Origin of the sequence: Roseinatronobacter sp. (assembly GCF_051859525.1) — a bacterium.
Taxonomy (GTDB): Bacteria; Pseudomonadota; Alphaproteobacteria; order Rhodobacterales; family Rhodobacteraceae; genus Roseinatronobacter.
This window is the reverse complement of sequence record NZ_JBHYFM010000003.1, coordinates 92,867-117,519: the sequence shown is the minus strand read 5'-3', so window position 1 is coordinate 117,519 and position 24,653 is coordinate 92,867. Positions and strand designations below refer to the sequence as shown.

Here is a 24,653-nt window from a genome sequence, read left to right as displayed (position 1 = left end):
GACATTTTGCAGCGTGATGAAAGCGCCCTGCCGCAAGTTCTGCCGCGCGTGCCAAGAAAAAGGACTGTCCCATGAGTGAAGCCCCAGAAACCCGCACCACCTATAAACGCGTGATGCTGAAAATTTCGGGCGAGGCGCTGATGGGGGATCAGGGCTATGGCCTGCACCCGCCAACGGTTGCGCGCATCGCGCAAGAAGTCAAATCCGTCCATGATATGGGCGTCGAGATTTGTATGGTGATCGGGGGCGGCAACATCTTTCGCGGGTTGCAGGGCTCCGCGCAGGGGATGGAACGCACCACGGCCGATTATATGGGCATGCTGGCCACAGTGATGAATGCGCTGGCCATGCAGGCCGCGCTGGAGGATCTGGGCGTCTTTACCCGCGTCATCAGCGCCATTCCCATGGATCAGGTCTGCGAACCTTATATCCGCCGCCGCGCGGTGCGCCATCTGGAAAAGAAACGCGTGTGTATTTTTGCAGCCGGCACCGGAAACCCCTATTTCACCACGGACACCGCCGCCACGTTGCGCGCCAATGAAATGGCCTGCGAGGCGATTTTCAAGGGCACCAAGGTTGACGGCGTCTATGACAAAGACCCCAAGAAACATGCGGATGCACGCCGTTTTGACACCATCAGCTTTGACGATGTGCTGGTCAAACATTTGCAGGTGATGGATGCCTCGGCCATTGCGCTGGCGCGCGATAACCACTTGCCGATCATCGTGTTTTCGCTGGATGAGCCGGGCGGATTTAGCGGTATTTTGCGCGGGGAAGGGACATATACCCGCGTTTCGGACTAGGGCTGGTCGACACGGGCTTACAAAGCCGCAATGTTGACGCTAAAAGACGGGAAGCTTGCTGCATCATGCGATGCTGGCCCAGTGACAGGGAATATTAGGATGTCAGACGAAATTGAAATTGATCTGGATGATCTGAAGCGCCGCATGGATGGCGCCATGAGTGCGTTGAAAACCGAATTCGCATCTTTGCGGACAGGGCGCGGATCAGCGACAATGCTGGAACCGATCATGGTTGAAGCCTATGGCCAGATGACCCCGATCAATCAGGTGGGCAGTGTGAACGTGCCCGAACCGCGCATGGTGACAATCAATGTCTGGGACAAGGGCCTTGTCGGCAAGGTCGAACGCGCGATCCGCGAATCCGGTCTGGGCATCAACCCGCAGCTGAACGGCACGATCATCATGCTGCCGATCCCCGAACTGAACGAAGAGCGCCGCCGCGAATTGACGCGCGTTGCCGCGCAATATGCCGAACATGCGCGTGTGGCCATCCGAAATGTGCGCCGTGACGGGATGGACCAGATCAAGAAGGCAAAAGCAGCTGGCATGTCAGAGGATGAACAGAAACTCTGGTCAGAAGAGATTCAGGACCTGACCGACAGCTATATTGTCCACGTTGACAAGGCGCTGGATGGCAAGCAGGAAGAAATAATGCAGGTTTGAGTCTGCCAAACCCGCTGGCGGACGCCAGTTGAGAAGGTTTCTGGTGAATGATGTTCGACAAGTCAGTCCCGCACGACCGTGACCATCCCGCGTTGCCGCGGGATTTGCATGTGGCGGTCATCATGGACGGGAACGGGCGCTGGGCGCAAAACCGTGGCTGGCCGCGCCTTGTCGGGCATCGCAAAGGGGCGGAACAGGTGCGCAAACTGGTCGAGATGTGCCCCGAACTGGGCATTCGTTATCTGACCCTCTATGCGTTCTCGACGGAAAACTGGAAGCGCTCCACCGAGGAAGTGCTGGGCCTGATGTCGCTTTTTGCGCGCTACATCCGGCGCGAGGCGGGGCGCATGAAGCGCGAAGGCGTGCGGTTGCGCTTCATCGGGGACCGGACGCGGCTGAATGACGATTTGCAGATGCTTATCCAGTGGATTGAAACCGAAACCGCTGGAAATGACCGCGTGCATCTGACTGTTGCGCTGAACTACGGTGGTCGCGATGAAATCACGCGCGCGACCCGCGCCATTGCCCGTGATGTGGCCGCAGGCAAACTGGACGCCGATGACATAAATGACGATGTTCTGTCGCGCTACCTTGACACGCGACAATTGCCAGACCCCGATCTGGTTGTCCGCACCTCTGGCGAGACCCGTGTGTCGAATTTCCTGCCATGGCAAGCGGCCTATTCCGAATATGTGTTTACGGCCACCCTCTGGCCGGATTTTACCCCCCTAAGCATGCAGAATATCCTGAACGACTTTGCCAAGCGTGAACGCCGTTTCGGCGGGGTAAACGCATGAGTGCGGCGAGTTTCAGTGACCTGCGAGCGCGTGCCCTGTCGGGGCTTGCAATGGCTGTCATCGGAATTGCGGCAGTCTGGGCGGGCGGGCTGGCATTCGAGCTGCTGGTCTATGTCCTGACCGGCGCAATGGTGTGGGAACTGACGCGTATGCTGGACCCCGCCGCCCCGTCCGGCAAGGCGGAAGCGGCAGGGCTAAGTGCGGCTGTCGCGCTATGGGTGTTTTCCGCCAAGCTGTCAGGCGCGGTGTTACTGGGCGTGCTGGCGCTGTCCGTGCTGTTGCTGGCGTGGCGGTTTCCAAAAGATCGCGGGGTCGCCGCCGCCTATCTGGCCTTGATCCTGTTCGCGGGGCTGGGGCTGATCCTGCTGCGCAATGTGCATGGTTGGGACTGGGTATTGTGGCTGGTATTGCTGGTCATCGGGTCGGATGTAGCAGGGTATTTTGCGGGCCGCATTTTTGGCGGCCCCAAACTATGGCCGCGTGTCAGCCCGAAAAAAACCTGGTCCGGCACGGTTGCGGGGTGGGCTGTCGCTGTGGCCATAGGCTGGGCATTCATGGGGGTTTTGGGCGCGGGTGCAGGTCTGCTGGTGCTTTCGGTTCTTGTGGCAATGGCGGGTCAGGCGGGCGATATCGCCGAAAGCGCGATCAAGCGTCATGCCGGTGTCAAGGACAGCTCGAACCTGATACCCGGACATGGCGGGGTTATGGACAGGTTTGATGCCATGATTGCCGCCGCGCTGATGGTGCTGCTGCTGACGGAAACCGGCCTGATGGCGCTGGCATTTGAACAAGTGGCAGGTCACTGACGTGAGACGGGTTTCTGTGTTCGGTGTCACGGGGTCCATCGGGGAAAGCACGTTTGATCTGCTGTCGCGCCGCGCCGACATTCAGGTTGTCGCGCTGACGGGCGGGCGCAATGTTGCACGGCTTGCACAGCAGGCGCGCATGCTGCGGGCCGAACTTGCCGTCACGGCATATGAAGACTGCCTTCCGGCCCTGCGCGATGCGCTGGCAGGCAGCGGCGTTCAGGTTGCCGCTGGCACACAGGCCCTGATTGATGCGGCCGACAGGCCCGTGGACTGGGTTATGTCCGCAATCGTGGGTGCGGCGGGGCTGGTGCCGGGGGTTCGCGCCCTGTCACAAGGGGCCACGCTTGCACTGGCCAACAAGGAATCGCTGGTTACTGCCGGTCCGCTGATGATGGACTGCGCGGCACGGCATGGCGGGCGTATCCTGCCTGTTGACAGTGAACATTCCGCCGTGTTTCAGGCCCTCGTCGGCGAAGATATCGCCACAGTGGAGCGTGTTGTCATCACGGCATCCGGCGGGCCGTTCCGAGGCTGGACCAAGTCGGAACTGGAAACGGCAAGTCTGGCGCAGGCGCAGGTTCACCCAAGCTGGTCTATGGGCCAGCGCATTACCATCGATTCTGCCAGCATGTTCAACAAGGCGCTGGAATTGATCGAAACACGCGAGTTCTTTGGCCTTGATCCTGCACAGATCGAAACTGTGATCCACCCGCAATCCATTGTGCACGCTTTGGTGGGGTTTCGGGATGGTGCGATGATGGCGCATATGGGCATGCCCGATATGCGCCATGCCATCGGTTATGCGCTGAACTGGCCGGATCGTGCCGCGCTGCCAGTGCCACGGCTGGATTTTGCGACCCTGCGTCAGCTGGACTTTGAAACGCCCGACCCCGAACGCTTTCCCGCTTTGCGCATCGCCCGAGAGGTGATGGATATGCGCGGCCATGCCGGCGCGGCCTTCAATGCTGCAAAAGAAGTCGCGCTGGATGAATTTATTGCCGGGCGTATCGGTTTCCTTGATATGGCGCGGCTGGTAGACCAAACGCTGGAACGGCTTATGTCTGACAGCGGTCTAACCGCGCCGGTGCAGGCGCTTGAAACAGTGCAGGCCATGGACCAAATGGCAAGAACAACAGCGCGCGAACTTGTGTCACGCCTGTTCAATAGAAGTTAAGCGCCGCCCTGTCTGGCGCGACAAAGGGGAAAGCACTTGGATTTGATCGGGTTTCTGCCCAGTTTTGGCAACTTTTTCTATACAATCGCGGCGTTTGTGGTGGTGCTCTCGATCATCGTTGCTGTGCATGAATATGGCCATTACATTGTCGGGCGCTGGTCCGGAATTCATGCGGATGTGTTTTCAATCGGGTTCGGGCCGGTTCTGGCCAGCCGCAAGGACCGGCGCGGCACGGTTTGGCAGATCGCTGCAATCCCGCTGGGGGGCTATGTCAAATTCGCAGGTGATGCGGATGCGGCCTCGGGCAAGGATGCTGATGCAATATCAAGCATGAATGACAGCGCGCGCCGCCGCACCATGCATGGTGCGCCCCTATGGGCGCGCTCGGCAACGGTTGCGGCAGGGCCGGTTTTCAACTTCATCTTTTCATTCTTTGTATTTGCCGCGCTTATGATGGTGCAGGGCGTTGCGGTTGATGAACCTGTCGTTGGTGAAATCACGCCTTTGCCCGCACAGCCATTCGAGTTGGAGCAGGGCGATCGCATTCTGGCCGTTGAGGGGGTGGAGACCGCGACACTGGGCGACTTCCTTTCTGCGGCTGAAACACTGCCCGCGCAAGCTGTGCTGAATTACCGTGTGGACCGCGACGGGCGTGTGCTGCAAGTGACCGGCCCGCACCCGCAACCGCCGCTTGCGGGTTCCGTGGCCATGCAATCGGCAGCACGCGAGGCGCGCATGCAGCCCGGCGATGTGATCACCGCCATTGATGGCACGCCCATCGCCACCTTCCGAGAGTTGCGCGAACTGGTCGCCGAATCCGCGGGTGGCGCATTGGACCTGACGGTCTGGCGCAATGGTGAGGTGGTGAACCTGACGCTGGTGCCGCGCAGCACGGACCTGCCCTTGCCGGATGGCGGGTTTGAAACACGGTATCTGATCGGGCTGACATCAGGGGCGGTGTTTGAATACGCCACGCAAACGCCCAGTGTCCTTGACGCCGCGACAATGGCGGCAACGCAGATATGGCGCGTGCTGCGCACATCGGTCGAAGGGCTTTATTATATGGTTCTGGGGCAGATCAGCACCTGCAACCTGTCCAGCCCGATCGGGATCGCGGAAGCCTCGGCTGCGATGGCCAGTGACGGTGTGTTTGAACTGGTCTGGTTCATTGCGGTTCTGTCGGTTGCCATCGGTTTCCTGAACCTGTTTCCGATACCGCCACTGGATGGCGGGCATCTGGTGTTCTACGCGTATGAAGCCGTGATGCGGCGACCCGCCAGCGACAGGGCCATACGCGTCCTTATGGCAATCGGTCTGTCGCTGGTGCTGACGCTTTTTGCCTTCGCATTGTTCACTGATTTGACGTGCTGAACGCCACGCGGGCGTTAGTGCATGTTGCTCAAAAGTGGGAACCGGTTTTGAGCTTCTCGAACATGCAAAACCAATAAGTTAGAGCATGTCGAGTGAATGCGAATGAACGCGACATGCTCTAAAAAATGTTTCGGCGCGCCGTTCAAGCGCCGAAACGCGTCGGTCTTTCGCGTTTGAATGCTGCCAAGCCTGACTGCCCGTCGGTTGTGCCCTGAAAATGCTGCGGGCCGGACTGCCACGGCAACGACACTGCTGTGCCTCATTCGTGCCAAACTTTCCTGAGAAACCTAACAAATCAGGAGGCTCGTATGGCATATATCGATAGTGAACTGGAAAATTTCCGCATTATCTGGCAAAGCATTGCGGATAAGGTTCTTGTTATTGCGCTGATCGTGGCTGGCATGGGTGTCGCCGCTGGTCTGTCTATGTATCTGGGCTACGCCCCTCAGGAAATTGTGCCGCCGCGCTAGGCTGCGCCCCACCGGCAACACTTGAAGCGTGCGCCTGTCGCACGCTTTTTTGCGTTTCGCATGGGTCTGCAAGCAACACCCCCCGCACCAAGATGAATTCAGGCCGCGATTGCTTTGACTCTTTTGTGTTTAGTCGCTAGGCAGTGATCTAACAATAATGCGGAAATACGGGGCCGGATATGCGCGGAATTCATGGGATGCTGCCGTCGCAAACAAGGGATGGGGGCGCAAGGGCGCACTTCTTTGCTGCGGCGGTCTTTTGTCTTTTTTCATTGGTAAATTTTGCGTTTGTCGCACCTGCACAGGCGCAGAATTTCCAGATTTCTTCTGTAGCGATTGACGGCAATGTCCGTGTTGATGATTCCACCATCATCGGACTTGCGGGAATCAGGCCCGGCCAAAGTGTCAGCGCCGCGCAGATTAATGCAGCTGTATCGCAGCTTTCCGGTTCCGGCCTGTTCGAGGATGTCTCGGTAGAACCGCGCGGCAACACCTTGTCGATCACGGTGCGTGAATATCCGGTAATCGGCATCGTGAATTTTGAGGGCAACCGCCGTATCGACGACGACGCCATCGCCGAAGTTGTCCAGACCAGAGCAGGGCGTGTTCTGTCCCCGTCGCAAGTTGAAGCGGACGCCCGCGCCATTGCAGAACTGTATAACCGTCGTGGCCGGACTGCTGCCGAAATTACGCCCGAAGTGCTGCCACGCGGCAATAACCGCGTCGATCTTGCCTTCGTCATTCGTGAAGGCAATGTCGTCGAGATCGAGCGTATTTCCTTTGTCGGCAACAACGCCTTTTCGAACTACCGCCTGCGTCAGGTTCTTAGCACCAAGCAGGCAGGCATTCTGCGTCTGATCATCCAAAGCGATACGTTCATTGCCGAACGTATTGCGCTGGATCGCCAGTTGCTGACGGATTTCTATCTGTCGCGCGGCTATGTCGATTTCGAGATTTTGTCGGTCACGCCTGAAATTGCACGCGAACGCGACCGCTTTTTCCTAACTTTCAACATGCGCGAAGGTCAGCAATACCGTTTCGGCAATGTCAGTGTTGTCAGCGAGGTTGAGGGGATCAACGCCGCCGATTACGAGGGCGATGTGCAGATACCGGCCGGGGCACTTTTCACCCCCAACACGCTGGACCTGAATATTGCACGGCTGGAACAGCGTGCGGAACGGCAGGGGTTGCGCTTCATTCGCGCGGAACCTCGGTTCACGCGCAATAACCGCACCCAGACGATTGATGTCGAATTCGCCCTTGTGCGCGGTGACCGTATTCTGGTCGAACGCATCGACATTCAAGGCAACACGACAACGCAAGACCGCGTCATTCGCCGTCAGTTCCGCTCTGCCGAGGGGGACCCGCTGAACCCGCGCGAAATTCGCGAAGCGGCAGAACGTATTCGTGCGCTTGACTATTTCTCGGATGTGTCTGTTGAACCACGCGCGGGCAGCGCCCCCGATCAAGCCATTCTGGATGTCGAGGTTGAAGAAACCACCACTGGCTCGCTGGGGTTCTCGGTCAGCTATGCTGCCAGCGAAGGTATCGGCTTCGGGATCAGTTTTTCGGAACTGAACTTCCTTGGCCGCGGTCAGGAAGTTGCCGTTGCGTTCAACGTGATCAAGGGATCGCGCGACATATCGTTGTTCTTTACCGAACCGGCGCTGTTTGATCGTGACCTGTCCTACACGCTGGGGATCGGGTATCAGGAAACATCGTCGCTGAATTCCAATTTCGACACGCGCGAAGCGTTTTTGCGCAATTCGCTTACCTTCCCGGTCAGCGAGTTCGGGCGCCTGCAAGTGCGTCAGGGGTTGGTAATGGACCGCCTGCGCGGACTTTCCGCGAATTCCTCGGAGCGTATTCGTTTGGACGAGGATGCAGGCACGGCGGTGACAGGGTCACTTGGCTATACCTACAGCTTCGATACCCGCAATGTTGGCATCGACCCGACACAAGGCATGATCCTAAGCTTCTCTCAGGATTTCGGTGTGGGCAATCAAAGCCGCCGTTTCGTGAAGTCGGAAGCCCGCGCTGGCTATGAAATGGCCGTGTTCAACGAAGACGTGACCCTGACAGGGGATGTGCGCGCCGGTATGCTGCATATGATCAGCGGTAATTCGCGGTTCCGCGAACGGTTCCAGTTGGCAAGCGTTATGCGGGGGTTCCGTCCCGGTGAATCCGGTCCGCGCGATTTCGGTGCCAGCAACGAAGACGTTCTTGGCGGAAACCGGTATTTCGTGGCATCAGCCGAAGCGCGCTTCCCGCTGGGCACACCCGAAGAATACGGCCTGTCTGGCGGCGTCTTTGCCGATGTTGGTTCGGTCTGGGGCGTAGATGGCACGTCTGGGCTTGCCGGTGTCGATATGTTCGATGCAACCGGCGAAAATTCCAACAAGATGCATGTGCGCGCGACTTTGGGTGTCTCCCTGTTCTGGGACAGCCCCTTGGGCCTGTTGCGCTTCGACTTCTCGCGGCCGGTGCGCAAGCGTCCTTATGATCGTGCGCAGAATTTCGACTTCACGATCGTTTCGAGCTTCTGATGATGCGGCCCGATTGGGTCTTGGCCTTGATCGGGGCGGCAGGCATTCAGCTTGCCGCCCCCGCTTTTGCGCAGGGGACGCAGGGGTTGTCGCTTGGTCAGGCACTGGATGCGCCAGCGCCGGTTTTGCAATTGCGCACCTTGGATGAAGAGCGCCTGTTTCGTGGGTCCGCCTTCGGGCAACGGGTCGAGTCTGAAATTGACGCGGCATCCCGCGCATTGGAGGCCGAGAACGAGCAGCTGCTGGAACAGCTGACCACACGCGAGATGGAACTGACCGAAGCGCGGGCCAGCATGCCACCGGCCGAGTTTCGCGCACAAGCCGAAGCCTTCGATCTTGAAGCCGAAGGTATCCGGCGGTCCCAAGCCGAGAAGCGACAACGCTTAAGCCTGTATGAAGAATCCGAGCAGCGCCGTTTCTTTCAACTGGCGGCCCCGATCTTGCAGCAGGTTCTGGCGTCTGAGGGGGCGCAGGTGTTGATTGATTCGCGTGCGGTCATCATTGGCGTCTCGGGGATGGACATGACAGAGCCCGCCATTGCCGCATTGAATGACAGCATTGGTGACGGCAGCCCCTCGCCAAATCCGCTGCGCATTCCGTGACCCCGACACCGCGCCGCTTGTCACGCGGGCGACAGCTTGGTAAATCAGCGAAAATTTGACTGCATCCCGCTGTGGTGGGGCGTTCAGGCAATGACCAACAGTGAAGGAAGCCGTTACATGACCGATCACCCAGCCCCGCAGGACCAAGCTGTGCCCGCACAGGCAGATCTTGCTACGATCATGAAAATTATCCCGCACCGGTACCCGTTTTTGCTGGTCGATAAGGTGCGCGATGTCGTCGCGCGCCAATCGGCCGTTGGGGTGAAAAACGTGACCTTCAACGAGCCGCATTTTCAGGGCCATTTCCCCGGTGCCCCCATCATGCCCGGTGTGACTATTGTCGAGGCCATGGCCCAGACAGCGGCCGTTCTGGTGGGCCTGTCTGTGGGGTTTGGTGACAAGGCGCCGTTGGTCTATTTCATGTCCATCGACAAGGCGAAATTCCGTCGCAAGGTCGTGCCGGGCGATGTGCTGGAATTGCATGTGCAGGTCAAACGCGGATCGACCAAGATCTGGAAATTTGAAGGCGTGGCAAAGGTGGACGGCCAGATCGCGGCCGAGGCTGAATTTGCCGCGATGATAGACGCCAGCGCCAAGACAGCGGAATGAGTGCGGGTATGATAGACCCCAGCGCAGATATTCATCCCATGGCGGTTGTGGAAGATGGCGCGACCATCGGGCCGGACTGCAAGATCGGCCCTTTCGCCATTATCGGCGCGGAAGTCACGCTGGGGCGCGGCGTGACTGTCAAACCCCATGCGCTGGTGACCGGATGGACCGACATCGGCGATGATTGCACAATCTTTTCCTTCGCCTCTGTGGGTGAAATCCCGCAGGATCTGAAATACGCAGGAGAGCGTACGCGGCTGATTGTCGGCAAGAAATGCCGCATCCGTGAGAATGCGACGTTGCATATTGGCACTGATGGGGGCGGGGGCGTCACGCGGATCGGGGATAACTGCCTTATCATGGCGGGCGCGCATGTGGGGCATGACGCACAGATCGCGGATAACGTCATTTTGGCGAATTATGTGGGCGTTGCGGGCCATGCGATCATTGAAACCAATGTGATCATTGGTGCATTGGCAGGCGTTCACCAGTTTGTGCGCGTTGGCGAAGGTGCGATGATCGGCGGGCTGACGCGTGTGACCCATGATGTCATGCCCTTCGGGCTGGTCGCGGGGCCTGATGGCACGTTGGAAGGGTTGAACCTGATTGGCCTGAAGCGGCGCGGTATGGCACGCGATGATATTTCGGCATTGCGCGCTGCCTATAAACGGCTGGCCAGCGGAGAGGGGTCACTGGCGGATATGGCGCAGGCCCTGCTGCAGGACAGCACTTCGGATGCCGTGCAACAAATGGCCAGTTTCTTTACTGAAAACAGCCATCGTAGTTTCCTGCGCCCGAAATGACCCGCACTGCGCTGATATCGGGCAAGGGCCGCTTGCCACAGCTTCTGGCCGAACGCTTGCAGGCCGCGGGCGAAAACCCCCTACTGGCCGAGATGGAGGGCTTTGAAACCCTGTCGCCAGCGCATGAAGCGGTTGAACGCTTCCGGCTGGAACGGCTGGTGCCGTTTCTGGACCGCTTGCAAGATCAGGGCGTGACGCGCGCGGTATTCGCGGGCGCAGTGCACCGCCCGCGGCTGGACCCGTCCTTGATTGATCCGGCCACAATGCAGTTGTTGCCACGGATCATGGCCGCGATGCAGCAAGGCGATGACGGCACCCTGCGTGAAGTGATCACCCTGATGGGGGAATGGGGTATCGACGTTCTTGGTGCGCAGGATATATGCCCTGATCTGGTTGCCCAAGCGGGTGTCCTGACCGACGCGCAGCCCTCGTCACAGGATAAAAAGGACGCGATGCGCGGCTTTCGTGTGTTGCAGGTGATGGGCGCTGCTGATGTGGGGCAGGGCTGCATTGCGTCGCGCGGTCAGTGTCTGGCGGTCGAGGCATTGCCGGGCACGGATGTGATGCTGGCCCATCTGGCGGATTTGCGCGCGCGCGGTGTTGAACTGCCCGATGGCGGGGTGTTCTGCAAGGCGCCAAAACCGGATCAGGACCGCCGGATCGATTTGCCTGCATTGGGGCCGGAAACAGTTGCGGGCGTCCACCGCGCCGGCCTGCGCGGTATTGCCTTTGATGCGGGTGGTGTGTTGCTGATTGACCGTGACCAGATGCTGGCGCAGGCCAATACGCTTGGGGTATTCCTGTGGGCCATGGACGCGCCTTGAAGGTCTTTTTGATCGCAGGGGAGCCGTCAGGCGACCGGCTGGGCGGGGCACTGATGGCCGGACTGCGCGCGCTGTGCCCTGATGCGGAATTTTCCGGTGTCGGCGGCGATGCGATGGCGGAACAGGGGCTTGCGTCGCTGTTTCCCATGTCCGACCTGTCTGTCATGGGGCTGGCAGAGGTGCTGCCAAAGCTGCGTTTGCTGCGCGCGCGCATTGCACAAACAGCCGCCGCGATTTCGCGTGCGGCACCGGATATCGTCATCACGATCGACAGCCCCGATTTTTGCCTGCGTGTCTTGAAACAGGCGCGCCGCGTGCGGCCCGCATTGCCGGTCGTGCATTATGTTGCGCCTTCTGTTTGGGCATGGCGTCCGAAACGGGCTGCGCGTATGGCCCCGCTGGTGGACCATGTTCTGGCGCTATTGCCGTTTGAACCGCCCTATATGCACGCGGCCGGCATGAGTTGCGATTTCGTGGGACACCCGGTCGTGGCAGAGCCGCGCCCCTCGGCGGCAGAGATTGCGCAGATACGCGCAGGCCATGACGGCCCGCTGGTGTTGGCGCTGCCGGGGTCACGCCGCGGCGAAATTTCGCGTCTGGCCCCGCGATTTGGTCAGGCATTGGCGCTGGCGCTGCCAGAAAACGCACGCGTTGTGGTGCCGACAGTGCGCGCGCAGGCGGACTTCATGCGCGCGCAGGTGCGGCAATGGCCAGTCAAGGCCGAGGTGCTGGAAGATAGCGCGGCCAAGCGCGCGGCATTCGGTGCAGCCGATCTGGCGCTGGCGGCGTCGGGCACTGTGTCGCTGGAACTGGCCGCCAGCGACACACCCATGATTATTGCCTATGACGTGGCACCGGTGACGCGGTTTCTGGCCGCACGCATGATCAAACTGGATACGGTCACATTGGTCAATCTTGTGTCTGACACACGCAGTATTCCGGAATTTCTGGGTCGTGATTGTGAACCAAACCGCATTGCGGCTGCGCTGAAACACTTGCTGGGCGATGCAGATGCGCGCGCGCGCCAGCATCAGGCCATGGCGCTGACAATGGAACGGCTGGGGAAGGGCGGGCTTGCGCCGGGCTTGCGCGCCGCGCAATCCGTCCTGAACTTTATGGCTTCGCAAGCGGATGATGGTCCAGAACCAGCGCCTTAAGCCGTTCTTCCAGAACATGGGTGTATATTTCGGTCGTGGACACGTCAGCATGCCCCAGAAGGGTCTGGATCGCGCGCAAATCCGCCCCGCCCGCCAACAGATGGGTTGCAAAGGCATGCCGCAACACATGCGGGCTGACGCGCGCGGGGTCCAGCCCGGAGTTCAGGGCGATTTCCTTCAGGACAAGGAAAAACCCCACACGGCTGAAATGCCCCTCCCGCCCGCCCGACGGAAACAGGAAACGCGGTTCCGGCAACCGCTTCGCCCGCAGATCAGCGGCATGCCGGTCCCAATGGGCCAGCCAGTCTGTCAGGGCTTCGCGTGCGGGTTTCGACAGTGGCACCATGCGTTCACGCCCGCCCTTGCCGCGCACCAAAATCATGCGGGGATCACCGCGCACAGCCGCAACCGGCAGTCCGACCAGTTCTGTGACCCGCAGGCCAGTGGCATACAGCAATTCCATCAGGCATGTATTGCGCAGTCTGTCAGATTCGGTGCGGCCAGTTCTGCGCGCACCCTCCAGCAGGGCGGATACGTCGTCATGGGACAATGTCGTGGGCAGTTTTTTGGACTTGCCGGGGCCACGGATACGGCTGGCGGGGTCGTCATCGCGCCAGCCCTCGGCATAGGCGAAGCGGTACATCGCGCGAATGGATGACAGGCGCCGCGCACGCGTGGTTCGCGCCAGTCCCTGTGCATCGCAATAAACCAGATAGGCTTCTATATCCGTGCGCGTCAGTGTCGCAAAACCGAGTGCGTTTGACGTTGCCCATTCGGCAAAATCGCGCAAGTCGCGGCCATAGGCCAGTTGGGTGTTGCGTGCCGCGCCTGCCTCGGCGGCGGTTGCATCCAGAAACGTAGAAATCCAGCGATATTCCTGATGCGTTGTCATGCCTAGCCGCGTCGTTCTAGCAGCAGCAATTCAACAGCAATCCGGCGCGCGGCATCATCCAGCCCCAAGGACAGCAACCCTTGCAGGCCCAAACGCGCGGCGCGTGGGTCGCCTATGGCGGCATGTGCAATATTGTTCAGCGCGTCCAGCAGGATGATCCCGCCGGAACTGGCGGGCGGTTGGGGCGCATCGTCCGCTTGCGCCATGGGCGATGTGAATGCCTGCGCAATGGCTGCGGCCATAGAGGCGTTTGAAACGGGCGGAAGGTCGGTTTCGCCAGTGGCCAGCGCTGTTGCGAGTTGTGCCGCGCCCGAATTCGGCGTCATCTGGATGGCCAGATCCAGTCCTGTCTGCGCCAGCAACAGGATGTGCCAGACAATACCGCGCGCAGCCCCGTCCAGCGCGTCTGGCTGGACGGGGCCATCGGCCAATGCTTCGGCCAGAATTTCGGCGAACATCTGGGCAAATGCCACTTCCAGTTCGACACTGACGAATTGCGGCCATGCGGTTGCCAGCGCTTGTGACACGGCAGCACTGTCGCCAATGGCCAGCGCGTGATCAAGCGCCTGAACGGCGCGCACGCGTTCCCACACGCCCCCCGATGCAGCGGGGCGGCGTTGTGCATAAAGGCCCAGCAGGCGGTTGGGTTGCATCACGCCCGCGCGGGTCAGGCGTTCGGCGGCATCAAGCTGGGCGCGCCAGCCACTGGTTCCGCGCAGGTCTGCATAGGCATAGGCCACAGGCAGGCTTGCTGTCGGCACCGGATCACCCAGCGCTTCCAATATGCGCCAGCCCAATGGGGACAGTTCCGCGGGTGGGGGCGGGGTAAAGGTTGCGTCCTCTTCCTCCAGAAAGCGCAGCAAAAGCGCCGCTTCGCTGGCTTCCAGCAAACCCAGCGATTTTGTGGCATTCAGCATCATATAGGCGGCCTGCCAGTCGCCGCGCCGTGCCAGACAGAAAATTTGCGCCCCGTGCCCGAAATCCGTGGTGATCTGCCCACTCATGCTGGCGCAGGCGCGGTCTTCCTCGCCCAGCAGCAGGGCGATATCGAAGGCGCGTGCGTTCAGTGCCGCAGTGCGGACGGGGGCCGCGTCGATCAGCTGTGTGGCCTGTTCCAACGCGCCCATGGCCATCAGCTTGTCCACACGCGCATTCAGCACCGTGCCCTGCGTCTCTGGCTGCAACTGGACGGGAGAGGCAAATTCGGCCAGCAACAGGCGGTATTCAAGTTGCAGCGCGCTTGGGACCGTGTCCACAGGCAGGGCCGAAATGCCCGCCAGCACTTCGGCGACTGCTGCATCGCCCCACAATTCGCGCGGGAGTCCTGCGCGTTCGGGCACAAACAGGCCGACCTGATCCAGCGTTGGCGGCAACAGGGGCGTGACCGAAATAGCAGTCCCGTCCTCGTCCGGTGCGGTCTGGATGTCGGGGTCGTCAATGCCGGTCATGTCCGGTGGCAATGGGTGGGACATGGCATCTTCCAGCCAGTCAATAGCATTCAACGGGCGGCCAGCCTGCAAGGATTGCGCGTCAAGCGGCAGCGCAAATGCAATCGCCAAGGCAAGGGCAGCCCCGCCTGATCCTGCGCGATGCGCAGCGCCTGTATGTTTGCCTGCCCGGTTCAATTCACATCCAGCGTGACCGGCGTTTCAAACCCGCGCTGTTCGGCAGACATGTCCCCGAAATAGGCGTAGGCCACCACGGCCAGACCCGTCAACACCGCCATCACCAGAATAAGCCGCACCAGATGTCGCATTCAGCCTGCCTTTCATATCGCATCCCCTCTTTTTGCGAACTATGCTTCGGGGGGTTTCCCTTTTGACAGTGCCGCAATATCACGACAAGGACAATGCAGGCCACGAAAACTTGTTAAGGGGCGGGCGAGGGGGCGGAGCTTGGGCATGAAATTGCATAAAACCGTTGTGCTTGTGGGGATGATGGGCGCAGGCAAGACGGCAGTCGGGCGGGAACTGGCACATTCGCTGAATGTGTCCTTTCGCGATTCGGACGAAGAAATCGTGGAAGCCGCCCAAATGAGTATCGCCGAAATATTCGAACGCGACGGCGAGGCGTTCTTTCGTGCCCGCGAAGCCGAAGTCATCGCCCGCCTGATGCGTGGCCGCCCCGGCATTCTGTCAGTCGGGGGCGGGGCGTTTCTGAATGCGGGGACCCGCGCCTTGATTTCGGATCTGGGTGTTTCGGTTTGGATCAAGGCCGATATCGAGGTGCTTTGGGCACGGGTGCGCCAGAAATCCACGCGGCCGCTTTTGCGCACGGCCAACCCGCGCGAAACGCTGGCAGGGCTGTTGCGCACGCGCGAGCCCTTCTATGCGAAGGCCGATCTGGCAGTCCAGACCCAATCGGGCTATGCCATAGCTGACACAGCGCAGGCTGTGCTGGATGCGCTATCAACGCGCCCTGATGTGCTGGAAGGATATGCCGGATGACAATCGACCGTGTTCATGTGCCACTTGGGGCACGCGCCTATGATGTGGTCATCGGGCAGGGCCTGATGGCGCAGGCGGGTCAGTTGATTGCGCCGTTTCTACATCGCAAGCAGGTGTCTGTTCTGACGGAAACCCGTGTTGCGGCATCCCATCTGGAAGGGATGAAGGCGGGCCTTGCGAATGCGGGTATTGCCAGCACAGCACTTGCACTGGAACCGGGGGAGGCGACGAAAGACTGGGACGGGTTGCGGCAGTCTGTGGAGTGGTTGCTGGACGAGAAGGTGGAACGCCGCGATGTGGTCGTCGCACTGGGGGGCGGTGTCATCGGTGATCTGGGCGGCTTTGCGTCGGCGGTGCTGCGCCGCGGGGTTCGTTTCGTGCAAATCCCTACATCCCTGTTGGCGCAGGTGGACAGTTCAGTCGGCGGCAAGACGGGTATAAACACCCGCCATGGCAAGAATCTGGTCGGGGCCTTTCACCAGCCTGCACTGGTTCTGGCCGACATTGATGTGCTGGACACCCTGCCGGCGCGCGATTTTCTGGCCGGATATGGCGAGGTGGTGAAATATGGCCTGCTGGGCGATAGTGCCTTCTTTGAATGGCTGGAACGAAATGCCCCGGCCATGGCGAAAGGGGACAAGACGCTGCGCCAGTATGCTGTGCACAGGTCTGTCCAGATGAAGGCCGATATTGTCGCGCGGGACGAGACGGAACAAGGGGACCGCGCGTTGTTGAACCTTGGGCACACATTTTGTCATGCTTTGGAAGCGGCGACAGGCTATAGCGCGCGCCTGCTGCATGGTGAAGGCGTTGCAATCGGCTGTGCGCTGGCGTTCGAGTTGTCGGCGCGCATGGGGCTTTGCGCGCAGGAAACCCCAGGCCGCGTTCGCGCGCATTTGCGCCAGATGGGAATGGCGACCGATCTGGCTGATATTCCGGGCGATCTGCCCCCCGCCGAAGGGTTGGTTGCCCTGATGGCGCAGGACAAGAAGGTTCAGGACGGGCGGCTGCGGTTCATTCTGGCGCGCGATATTGGCGCGGCGTTTGTTTGCGATGATGTTCCCGCGGATATTCTGCATTCCGTGCTGGCAGACGGGCTGGCCGCGCGCGGCTAGTGGGGGTGGGATACTCCCCAAGTTCCGCAACACACCATCACGCGACATGACAGGCTTGGCACCGCGTTTAATCCTGCCAAGGCGCGATTGTTGCGATATCGGCATCAGACCATCCGAAATGATGTGCAAGTTCATGGATGAAAACATGGGCAACCAGCACCCCCAATTCGATATCCCCCCGCGCAACCCATTCATCCAGAATGGGGCGGCGGAACAGCCATATCGTGTCCGGCTCCATCGGTTGGTCCATTACGGATTTTTCGGTCATCGGTGTGCCGGTATACAGGCCGGTCAGCTCGAAGGGGTTATCAAGGTCCAACTCCTCCAGAAAGGTATCTGGCGCGAAATCGGCGATCTGTAGCGCGACAGCGGCGGCCGCCTGCCGGAACTGGACGGGCAAGCCTTCTATTGCCTGCATCACGATTTCTTCGAACGCGCTGTGGTCCGGTGGCAGGGATGACCCCCATTGTGATACACTGTTGTTCATTGCTGTCGCTTTCCTGCGGTCCTGTTTCAAAGCACGGGGCTTGCGCTGGCGCAAGGCTTGTGAAAAAGCATGACCCAATCAGGAGGTTTTTTCCATGTCCAAGATTGTCACCCGCTTCGCGCCCTCGCCGACAGGTTACCTGCATATCGGCAATTTGCGCACTGCGTTGTTCAACTATTTGATTGCCCGCAAGACGGGTGGTGAATTTATCTTGCGGCTGGATGACACGGATCAGGAACGCTCCAGGCAGGAATATATCGACGCCATCCAGCAGGATCTTGACTGGCTTGGCATCGGCTGGGACCGGATCGAGCAGCAATCGACCCGGTTGGATCGCTATAAGGATGCCGCGGATAAATTGCGCGCGGATGGCCGGTTCTACGAGTGTTTTGAAACACCGGGCGAGTTGGACCTGAAGCGCAAGAAGCAGCTGAATATGGGCCGCCCGCCGGTCTATGACCGCGCCGCGCTGGACATGGATGACGCGATGCGCATCCGGCTAAGTGCGGAACGGGACGGCTATTGGCGGTTCCTGCTGGACCAGACACGCATTGAATGGGACGATGGCATTCTGGGGCCGCTGTCGATTGACGCCGCGTCGGTTTCGGACCCTGTGCTGATCCGTGCCGACGGTCAGGTTCTGTATACGCTGGCATCGGTGGTGGACGACATGGATATGGGGGTCACCCATATCGTGCGCGGGTCCGACCATGTTACGAATACCGCAACGCAAATCCAGATCATTCAGGCATTGGGCGGCACGCCGCCGTCATTTGCGCATCATTCCCTGCTGACCGGCCCGCAGGGCGAAGCCCTGTCCAAGCGTCTGGGCACCTTGTCACTGCGTGATTTGCGTGCGCAGGGGGTAACGCCCATGGCGTTGCTGTCGCTGATGGCGCGGCTTGGGTCCAGCCAGCCCGTGGAACTGCGCCCAAGTATGGATGATATCGCCGAAGGGTTCGATCTGTCGCAATTCGGGTCGGCCCCCACCAAATTCGATGCCGAGGATTTGTGGCCCCTGACGCGGGCCGACATTCAGGCCCGCCCGTATGAGGCTGTTGCAGATTACCTTGCCGGACTGGGTGTGCCCGAAGATATCGCCCCGCAATTCTGGCAGGTGGCCCGCGAGAATGTGACCCGTCTGGAAGATATCCGCCCATGGTGGGTGTTGTGCCAGCAGGGCGCCGATCCTGTGATTGACGCCGAGGATGCGGATTTCGTGTCCGAGGCACTGACATTGCTGCCGCACCCGCCATATGGCGAAAGCGCATGGAAAGACTGGACTGACGCCGTCAAGGCGCAGACCGGCCGCAAGGGGCGGGCCTTGTTCATGCCGTTGCGCAAGGCATTGACAGGGCAGGCGCATGGTCCGGACATGTCGGCCCTGATGCCACTTTTGCAACAAGTGCGTGCCAAAAAATGACGATGCGGGGCGCCTGACCGGCAGGTTTGCCGCAATTCGCTTTTTTGAAAAGACATCGCTGCCGCTTGTCGTTAGTGTTTCGGCATCAGGTTGAACCATTGCGTCTGGTGGGGGTGTTATGCGTGTGTTGAAGGCTTTGATTGCGGTTGTTGTCGGGTTGGTCATGCTGGTTGCAGCCGCCCTGTTCCTGCTGCCTTCCGAACGCATTGCGCAAATTGCGGCCCAGCAGTTTCAGACCGCGACCGGACGCACCCTTACGATTGATGGTGCCGTGCGGCCAAGTTTTTATCCGGTCATCGGGGCCACGGCGAACGGTATCGCCATCGGCAATGCCGACTGGGCTGGTGACGCGCCCCTGCTTCGTGCCGAGCAGATGGAAATCGGGCTTGATTTCGCGGCCCTGATGCGCAGGGATATCCAGATTGACAGGATTGTCCTGCAATCGCCGGTTATAGACTTGCGGCGCAATGATGACGGGCGTGGAAACTGGGAAGTTGCGGTGCGCACTGCCGCACCTGCGCCGCAAATCGACAGTGCAACAGAAGCTGACAGCCCCCCCGACACCCGCCCGCGCACGTTTTCTTTGGGGCTGGCGCGCATACAGGACGGGCAGGTCCGGTTTCAAGATGCCGCATCGGGCACAGATATTCGGCTGGACGGGCTGGATGCCAGTTTCGGGTTGCCCGCGCTGGATGGCCCGTCGGAACTGACCCTTGCGGCGCAACTGAACGGCCAGCCTTTGCAAATGACGGTTGCCACGGACAATGTCGCGCGCTTGTTAAGCGGCGCAGTGGTCGGGCTAAGTGCTGATCTGGGGCTTGCGGGCGCGCGTGCACAGTTTTCCGGGCGGGCAGGGCTGGCCGACATGATTGCCGAAGGGCAGCTAGATGCAGATATTCCGCTGCTGCGCCCGGTATTGCAGGCAGTGGGTCAAACTGGAGGGGATATTGCGCCCGCATATCTGCCGCTTGGGTTTTCAGGCCAGATCACACGCACGGCTGATGGTACGCTGTATGCCCGCAATGCCCGCGTCGGCGCAGGCACGTTGCGGCTGGAAGGGGGGGCTGATCTGGCGCTTGCGGGGGCACGGCCCAGACTGACCGGCGAATTTTCGGGCGATGTGCTGGATTTGCGCAGCGCGGGCGGCACATCAGCGGCGCGGCAGGGCAGTGGCAGTGGTGGTTCAGGCGGCGGGACCGGTGCACAGGGCTGGCCCCGCGATGTCATTGACGCCAGCGCGCTGGATTTGCTGGATGCCGAACTGTCGCTGGCCTTCAACACTGTGCGAACCGATTTTGCGACATTGGGGCGTTCCCGTTTCGGGGTCAGCATCGACAATTCGCGCGCGGTGCTTGATCTGCGGGAAACGGCCGTTTTCGGGGGCAGGCTGTCAGGGCAACTGGTTGCGAATAACCGTTCCGGCTTGTCGGTTCGTGCCGATCTGAATGCGCGTGACATCTCGTTGTTGCCGATGTTGGGCGAAGTTGCGGATTACCACCGCCTGCAGGGGCGCGCGAACATGGATATCAATGTGTTGGGTGTCGGGAATTCGGTGCATGCCATCATGAACAGCCTGCGCGGGGATGGCGCGTTGCGCTTCGATCAGGGCGAGATTATCGGCTTCGATCTGGCGGGTATGCTGCGCAATCTGGACATGAGTTACATGGGCGAAGGCAATCGCACGGTCTATGACAGTATTACCGGCACATTCACTGTGGCTGACGGGGTGCTGCGCAATGATGACCTTGCGCTTGCGGCGGCACGGTTTTCCGTTGCGGGGCAGGGGACTGTTTCACTTGGGGCGCGCACGCTGGATTACCGTGTGACCCCTGCCGCGCTGCGCAGCGAAGGCGACGAGCGTTTGCGCGTGCCGCTGATGATCACAGGCCCATGGGATGCACCCCGTTTCCGTCTGGACCTGGAGGCGCTGGCGCGTGAACAGTTGCGCGTGGAACAGGAACGCGTCGAGGAAATGGCCCGAGAGGAAGCGCGCCGCCTTGAAGAACGCGCACGCAGTCAAGCCGCAGAACGGCTGGAGCGCGAACTTGGCGTTCAGCGTCAGGAGGGCGAGCGGATCGAGGATACGCTGCGGCGGGGTCTTGAACAGGAACTTGGCAATCGTTTGCGCGGGTTGCTTGGTGGCAACTGACACCTGCGCCACACTTACGCATCGCCCAATTCTGTCAGGTCATAGGCCACCCAGGCGCCGCCAAGTGCCATCAGCGTGAACAAAATCAATGTGGCCTGCGGGCCGGCAAGCGCGGCAATCGCACCAAAAATTCCGCTGGCCAGCAGCAGCACACCAATGATGGTGTTTGAAATGGCCGTGTAGATCGCACGCCTGTCCTGATGTGCCATATCCACCAGATAGGTGGACCGGCCCAGCCGCACCCCCTGATGGGCCAATGCAAGCACAAACAATGCCAAAGGCAAGGCCCAGAATGTTTGCGCCAGCCCCGCTGCATTGAACCCCAGCGCCAGCGCCAATGCGCCAGCGCCTGTCAGTCCGGTCAGGATAAGCACCTTGCGCGCGGATATATCCGCAAGCCTGCCCCAGAAATAGCTGGAGACAAGCCCCGCCAGCGCTGATGCCGCGACCAATGCGCCAAGCCCCTCCAGTGCGGCCCCGCCAGCGCCTGATGCCATAACGACCAGATAGGGGGGCGCCAGCGCGGTTGATGTCAGCAGCCCGCGGGCCAGTATGAAACGCGCCAGTTGTGAATCCTCGCGCAGATAGCGCAAATTCTCGATCGCGGCGCGCCAACCGTTTGCGCCGCCATCGCTGGCCCCGCGTTCTTCTGCCAGCCCTGCGAATATGGCCGCCGCCACAGCCCATGACACCGCCGCCAGCCCCAATGCTGCCAGCACGATGACAGCGCGCGCGTCTGAAAAAACCATAAGCACGGCGGCAAAACACAAGGTCACAGCAGCCGCCCCGCTGCCAGCCAGCCCCGTGACTGTGCCGCGTCGCGTTCTGGCAATCGTTTTTCCCAACACATCCTTATAGGCAACCGATGCGACCGACCGCGACAGCGCAATCAATGCGAGGCCCGCCAGAACGACCAGCCCGCCATATACGCCGGACAAGGTCAATGCAGCCAGCAGGATGATTGCCGCCCCGATCCCCTGTCCTGCCGCCGCGCCTGTCCATGCCCATTTCCTCTGGCCCATGGCGCGAATGCGTGCGGCAGTAAACAGTTGCGGCAGCAACGCGCCCGCTTCGCGCACCGGCACCAGCAACCCCACCAACCCCGCAGGCGCACCAAGATGCGTCATCAACCACGCCAGAACCAGTTTCGGGTCCGCCAGCCCGTCCGCTGCCTTGCTTAACCCCAGCGCGCCTGCGTGGCGCAAGAAGTTTGCGGGCTGTTCCTTGCACGCCGCGTCCGAGATATCCTTGCATACGCGGCCATCATCATCGGATGTTAGTGTCTCAAAGGCAGTTTGCACGGCTGGGCGCATCAAGGGAACTCCGGTTTTTTGCAATATCGCAACGTGAATAAACGATGTCAGCTTGACTTTCGTTCCCATGACAGCGAAATCAAGCCCCGACATAACCCGCAACCGGGCGTTCCGTGGGCGCCAAAACGACGAGGAGCACGGCCAATGGCCCAGATTTCCCTGAAATTCCCTGATGGCAATATGCGCGAATTCGCTGCTGGGGTCACCCCTGCCGAAGTGGCAGCATCCATTTCCACATCACTGGATAAGAAAGCGATTTCCGCCACTGTGAATGGCGCGCATTTCGACCTGCAATGGCCCATCATGAATGATGCAAGCATCGCCATTCATACCATGCAGGATGACGCGCAGGCGCTGGAACTGATCCGCCATGATCTGGCGCATATCATGGCGCGCGCCGTGCAGGAAATCTGGCCGGATGTGAAGGTCACAATCGGCCCTGTGCGCGACAAGGGCTGGTTTTATGATTTCGACCGTGCCGAACCCTTTGTCCCCGAAGACCTTGCGCAGATCGAGGCGAAGATGCGCGACATCATCAACGCCCGTGACCCTGTGCGCACAGAAGTCTGGGACCGCGCCCGCGCCATCCAGCACTACAAGGACGCGAATGAGCCGTTCAAGATTGAACTGATCGACCGCATCCCCGAAGGCGAGCCGCTGCGCATGTACTGGCACGGCCACTGGCAGGATCTGTGCCGTGGCCCGCATTTGCAAAACACCGCGCAAGTGCCCGCAGATGCGTTCAAGCTGATGAATATCGCCGGCGCCTACTGGCTGGGCGACAACACGCGCCCCATGTTGCAGCGCATCTATGGCGTGGCCTTCAAGAACCGCAATGACCTGAAGGCCCATCTGACCATGTTGGAGGAAGCGGCCAAGCGCGACCACCGCAAGCTGGGCCGTGAAATGGACCTGTTCCACATGCAGGAAGAAGCCCCCGGTCAGGTGTTCTGGCACCCCAATGGCTGGTCCATCTATACCAGCCTGCAAGATTACATGCGCCGCCAGCAGCGCAGGGGCGGCTATCTGGAGGTGAACACCCCGCAAGTGGTCAACCGCAAGCTGTGGGAGGATTCAGGCCATTGGGACAATTATCAGGAAAACATGTTCATCGTCGAGGTTGACGAGGATCACGCCCGCGAAAAGACCATCAACGCGCTGAAGCCGATGAACTGTCCCTGCCATGTGCAGATCTATAATCACGGGCTGAAATCCTACCGCGATCTGCCCTTGCGCATGGCCGAATTCGGGTCATGCGCGCGCTATGAACCGTCAGGCGCGCTGCATGGCATCATGCGGGTGCGCGGCTTCACGCAGGATGACGGCCATATCTTCTGCACCGAGGACCAGATCGAGGCGGAATCAAAGAAATTCATTGAATTCCTGTCAGCAGTCTATGCCGATCTGGGCTTCGATCAATGGCGCATAAAGCTGTCCACCCGCCCCGAGAAGCGCATCGGCAGCGATGAAAGCTGGGACCGTGTCGAGGCCGCGCTGGGCAATGCCTGCCGCGCGGCAGGGCATGAGTATGAACTGTTCCCCGGCGAGGGGGCATTCTACGGCCCGAAACTGGAATTCGTGCTGACCGACGCCATCGGGCGCGACTGGCAATGCGGCACGCTTCAGGTGGATCCCAACCTGCCCGAACGCTTGGGCGCGGCCTATATCGGTGCAGACGGGGGCAAACATCGCCCCGTCATGCTGCACCGCGCGGTTCTTGGCAGTTTCGAGCGCTTCATCGGTATGCTGATCGAAAACTTCGCGGGCAAACTGCCCTTCTGGCTGGCCCCGCGTCAGGTGGTTGTCGCGTCCATTGTCTCGGACGCGGATGACTATTGCCGCGAGGTTCTGGAGACGTTGAACGCTGCAGGCATCCGCGCCGAGCTTGATCTGCGCAATGAGAAAATCAACTACAAGGTGCGCGAACATTCCGTGGGTAAAGTGCCCGTCATTCTGGCCATTGGGGCGCGCGAAGTGACCGAACGCACTGTGTCCGTGCGCCGCCTTGGGGAAAACCGCACGACGACCGAAACCCTTGATGTGCTGGTCGACGCCCTGCGCGCAGAAGCCACCCCGCCGGATCTGCGCTGAACTCGCATCTTCATCTTGCCTGAAATACTCAGAACAGGGGGCCTTGGCCCCCTGACTCTTTCTGTGCAAGATTCTGTTTGACGCAAGCACCCAGCCTGCGTATGAATT

General features: G+C 60.4%; 23 protein-coding genes. 18 read left to right on the top strand and 5 right to left on the bottom strand.

Translation table 11 applies throughout. From position 1 onward, the window contains the following. The first annotated feature begins 71 nt into the window (after positions 1-71). The 13 genes from pyrH (at position 72) to lpxB (ending at position 12,628) form a co-directional block, all read left to right on the top strand. A complete protein-coding gene (gene pyrH, locus ACTIE1_RS04960) occupies positions 72-803 on the top strand; it encodes a UMP kinase (protein ID WP_439562276.1) in 732 nt (243 codons plus the stop codon). Positions 804-902: 99 nt separating this feature from the next. After that, positions 903-1,466 carry a ribosome recycling factor gene (gene frr / locus ACTIE1_RS04955; RefSeq protein ID WP_439562275.1) on the top strand — a complete coding sequence of 188 codons (564 nt, stop codon included), beginning with the start codon at positions 903-905 and terminating at the stop codon, positions 1,464-1,466. A gap of 50 nt (positions 1,467-1,516) precedes the next feature. Then, positions 1,517-2,263: an isoprenyl transferase gene (locus ACTIE1_RS04950; RefSeq protein WP_439562380.1), complete on the top strand. Its 747-nt coding sequence runs from the start codon at positions 1,517-1,519 to the stop codon at positions 2,261-2,263. After that, on the top strand, positions 2,260-3,069 hold the full coding sequence (locus tag ACTIE1_RS04945; RefSeq protein WP_439562274.1) for a phosphatidate cytidylyltransferase: 810 nt from the start codon (positions 2,260-2,262) through the stop codon (positions 3,067-3,069). Before ACTIE1_RS04950 ends, ACTIE1_RS04945 begins: the two co-directional genes overlap by 4 nt. Position 3,070: 1 nt before the next feature. Further along, positions 3,071-4,246 carry a 1-deoxy-D-xylulose-5-phosphate reductoisomerase gene (dxr, locus tag ACTIE1_RS04940; RefSeq protein ID WP_439562273.1) on the top strand — a complete coding sequence of 392 codons (1,176 nt, stop codon included), beginning with the start codon at positions 3,071-3,073 and terminating at the stop codon, positions 4,244-4,246. A gap of 36 nt (positions 4,247-4,282) precedes the next feature. After that, positions 4,283-5,617, top strand: a complete 1,335-nt coding sequence (rseP, locus tag ACTIE1_RS04935; protein ID WP_439562272.1) for an RIP metalloprotease RseP — start codon at positions 4,283-4,285, stop codon at positions 5,615-5,617. 308 nt (positions 5,618-5,925) lie between these two features. Beyond that, on the top strand, positions 5,926-6,087 hold the full coding sequence (locus tag ACTIE1_RS04930; RefSeq protein WP_439562271.1) for a hypothetical protein: 162 nt from the start codon (positions 5,926-5,928) through the stop codon (positions 6,085-6,087). Positions 6,088-6,359: 272 nt separating this feature from the next. Further along, a complete protein-coding gene (gene bamA / locus ACTIE1_RS04925; RefSeq protein WP_439562270.1) occupies positions 6,360-8,633 on the top strand; it encodes an outer membrane protein assembly factor BamA in 2,274 nt (757 codons plus the stop codon). Then, a complete protein-coding gene (locus ACTIE1_RS04920; protein ID WP_439562269.1) occupies positions 8,633-9,235 on the top strand; it encodes an OmpH family outer membrane protein in 603 nt (200 codons plus the stop codon). Before bamA ends, ACTIE1_RS04920 begins: the two co-directional genes overlap by 1 nt. Positions 9,236-9,352: 117 nt before the next feature. Further along, entirely contained in the window at positions 9,353-9,844 is a 492-nt protein-coding gene (gene fabZ / locus ACTIE1_RS04915; RefSeq protein WP_439562268.1) for a 3-hydroxyacyl-ACP dehydratase FabZ, read from the top strand. A gap of 8 nt (positions 9,845-9,852) precedes the next feature. After that, a complete protein-coding gene (lpxA, locus tag ACTIE1_RS04910) occupies positions 9,853-10,647 on the top strand; it encodes an acyl-ACP--UDP-N-acetylglucosamine O-acyltransferase (RefSeq protein ID WP_439563287.1) in 795 nt (264 codons plus the stop codon). Next, positions 10,644-11,471, top strand: coding sequence for an LpxI family protein (locus ACTIE1_RS04905; protein WP_439562266.1), 828 nt, complete (start codon positions 10,644-10,646; stop codon positions 11,469-11,471). Before lpxA ends, ACTIE1_RS04905 begins: the two co-directional genes overlap by 4 nt. Next, on the top strand, positions 11,468-12,628 hold the full coding sequence (gene lpxB, locus ACTIE1_RS04900) for a lipid-A-disaccharide synthase (protein WP_439562265.1): 1,161 nt from the start codon (positions 11,468-11,470) through the stop codon (positions 12,626-12,628). Before ACTIE1_RS04905 ends, lpxB begins: the two co-directional genes overlap by 4 nt. Here the strand turns inward: lpxB and ACTIE1_RS04895 are convergent. The 3 genes from ACTIE1_RS04895 to ACTIE1_RS04885 form a co-directional block, all read right to left on the bottom strand. Further along, positions 12,585-13,520, bottom strand: coding sequence for a tyrosine recombinase (locus ACTIE1_RS04895; protein WP_439563286.1), 936 nt, complete (start codon positions 13,518-13,520; stop codon positions 12,585-12,587). The two genes, lpxB and ACTIE1_RS04895, sit on opposite strands and share 44 nt — an antisense overlap. 2 nt (positions 13,521-13,522) lie before the next feature. Next, positions 13,523-15,079, bottom strand: a complete 1,557-nt coding sequence (locus ACTIE1_RS04890; protein ID WP_439562263.1) for a hypothetical protein — start codon at positions 15,077-15,079, stop codon at positions 13,523-13,525. A 62-nt stretch (positions 15,080-15,141) separates the two neighbouring features. Continuing rightward, complete coding sequence (locus ACTIE1_RS04885) at positions 15,142-15,276, bottom strand: hypothetical protein (RefSeq protein WP_439562262.1); 135 nt, start codon at positions 15,274-15,276, stop codon at positions 15,142-15,144. 139 nt (positions 15,277-15,415) lie between these two features. Between ACTIE1_RS04885 and ACTIE1_RS04880 the strand changes: the two genes are divergently transcribed. After that, a complete protein-coding gene (locus ACTIE1_RS04880; RefSeq protein ID WP_439562261.1) occupies positions 15,416-15,967 on the top strand; it encodes a shikimate kinase in 552 nt (183 codons plus the stop codon). Next, positions 15,964-17,082 (top strand): 3-dehydroquinate synthase, encoded by a 1,119-nt coding sequence (gene aroB / locus ACTIE1_RS04875; protein WP_439562260.1) that lies wholly within the window; start codon positions 15,964-15,966, stop codon positions 17,080-17,082. The genes ACTIE1_RS04880 and aroB overlap by 4 nt, the downstream gene beginning before the upstream one ends. A 67-nt stretch (positions 17,083-17,149) precedes the next feature. On the opposite strand, the gene ACTIE1_RS04870 is transcribed toward aroB, so the two are convergent. Further along, positions 17,150-17,569, bottom strand: a complete 420-nt coding sequence (locus ACTIE1_RS04870) for a metallopeptidase family protein (RefSeq protein ID WP_439562259.1) — start codon at positions 17,567-17,569, stop codon at positions 17,150-17,152. A gap of 94 nt (positions 17,570-17,663) precedes the next feature. On the opposite strand from ACTIE1_RS04870, the gene gltX reads away from it, so the two are divergent. Together gltX and ACTIE1_RS04860 are read left to right on the top strand one after the other, a co-directional pair. Next, a complete protein-coding gene (gene gltX / locus ACTIE1_RS04865) occupies positions 17,664-18,992 on the top strand; it encodes a glutamate--tRNA ligase (protein ID WP_439562258.1) in 1,329 nt (442 codons plus the stop codon). Between the two features lie 118 nt (positions 18,993-19,110). Continuing rightward, positions 19,111-21,141, top strand: a complete 2,031-nt coding sequence (locus tag ACTIE1_RS04860; protein WP_439562257.1) for an AsmA family protein — start codon at positions 19,111-19,113, stop codon at positions 21,139-21,141. 14 nt (positions 21,142-21,155) lie between these two features. Here ACTIE1_RS04860 and ACTIE1_RS04855 read toward each other — a convergent pair whose 3' ends face one another. Then, entirely contained in the window at positions 21,156-22,454 is a 1,299-nt protein-coding gene (locus ACTIE1_RS04855; protein ID WP_439562256.1) for an MFS transporter, read from the bottom strand. Positions 22,455-22,598: 144 nt separating this feature from the next. Between ACTIE1_RS04855 and thrS the strand changes: the two genes are divergently transcribed. Continuing rightward, positions 22,599-24,545: a threonine--tRNA ligase gene (gene thrS, locus ACTIE1_RS04850; RefSeq protein WP_439562255.1), complete on the top strand. Its 1,947-nt coding sequence runs from the start codon at positions 22,599-22,601 to the stop codon at positions 24,543-24,545. Positions 24,546-24,653 lie beyond the last annotated feature (108 nt).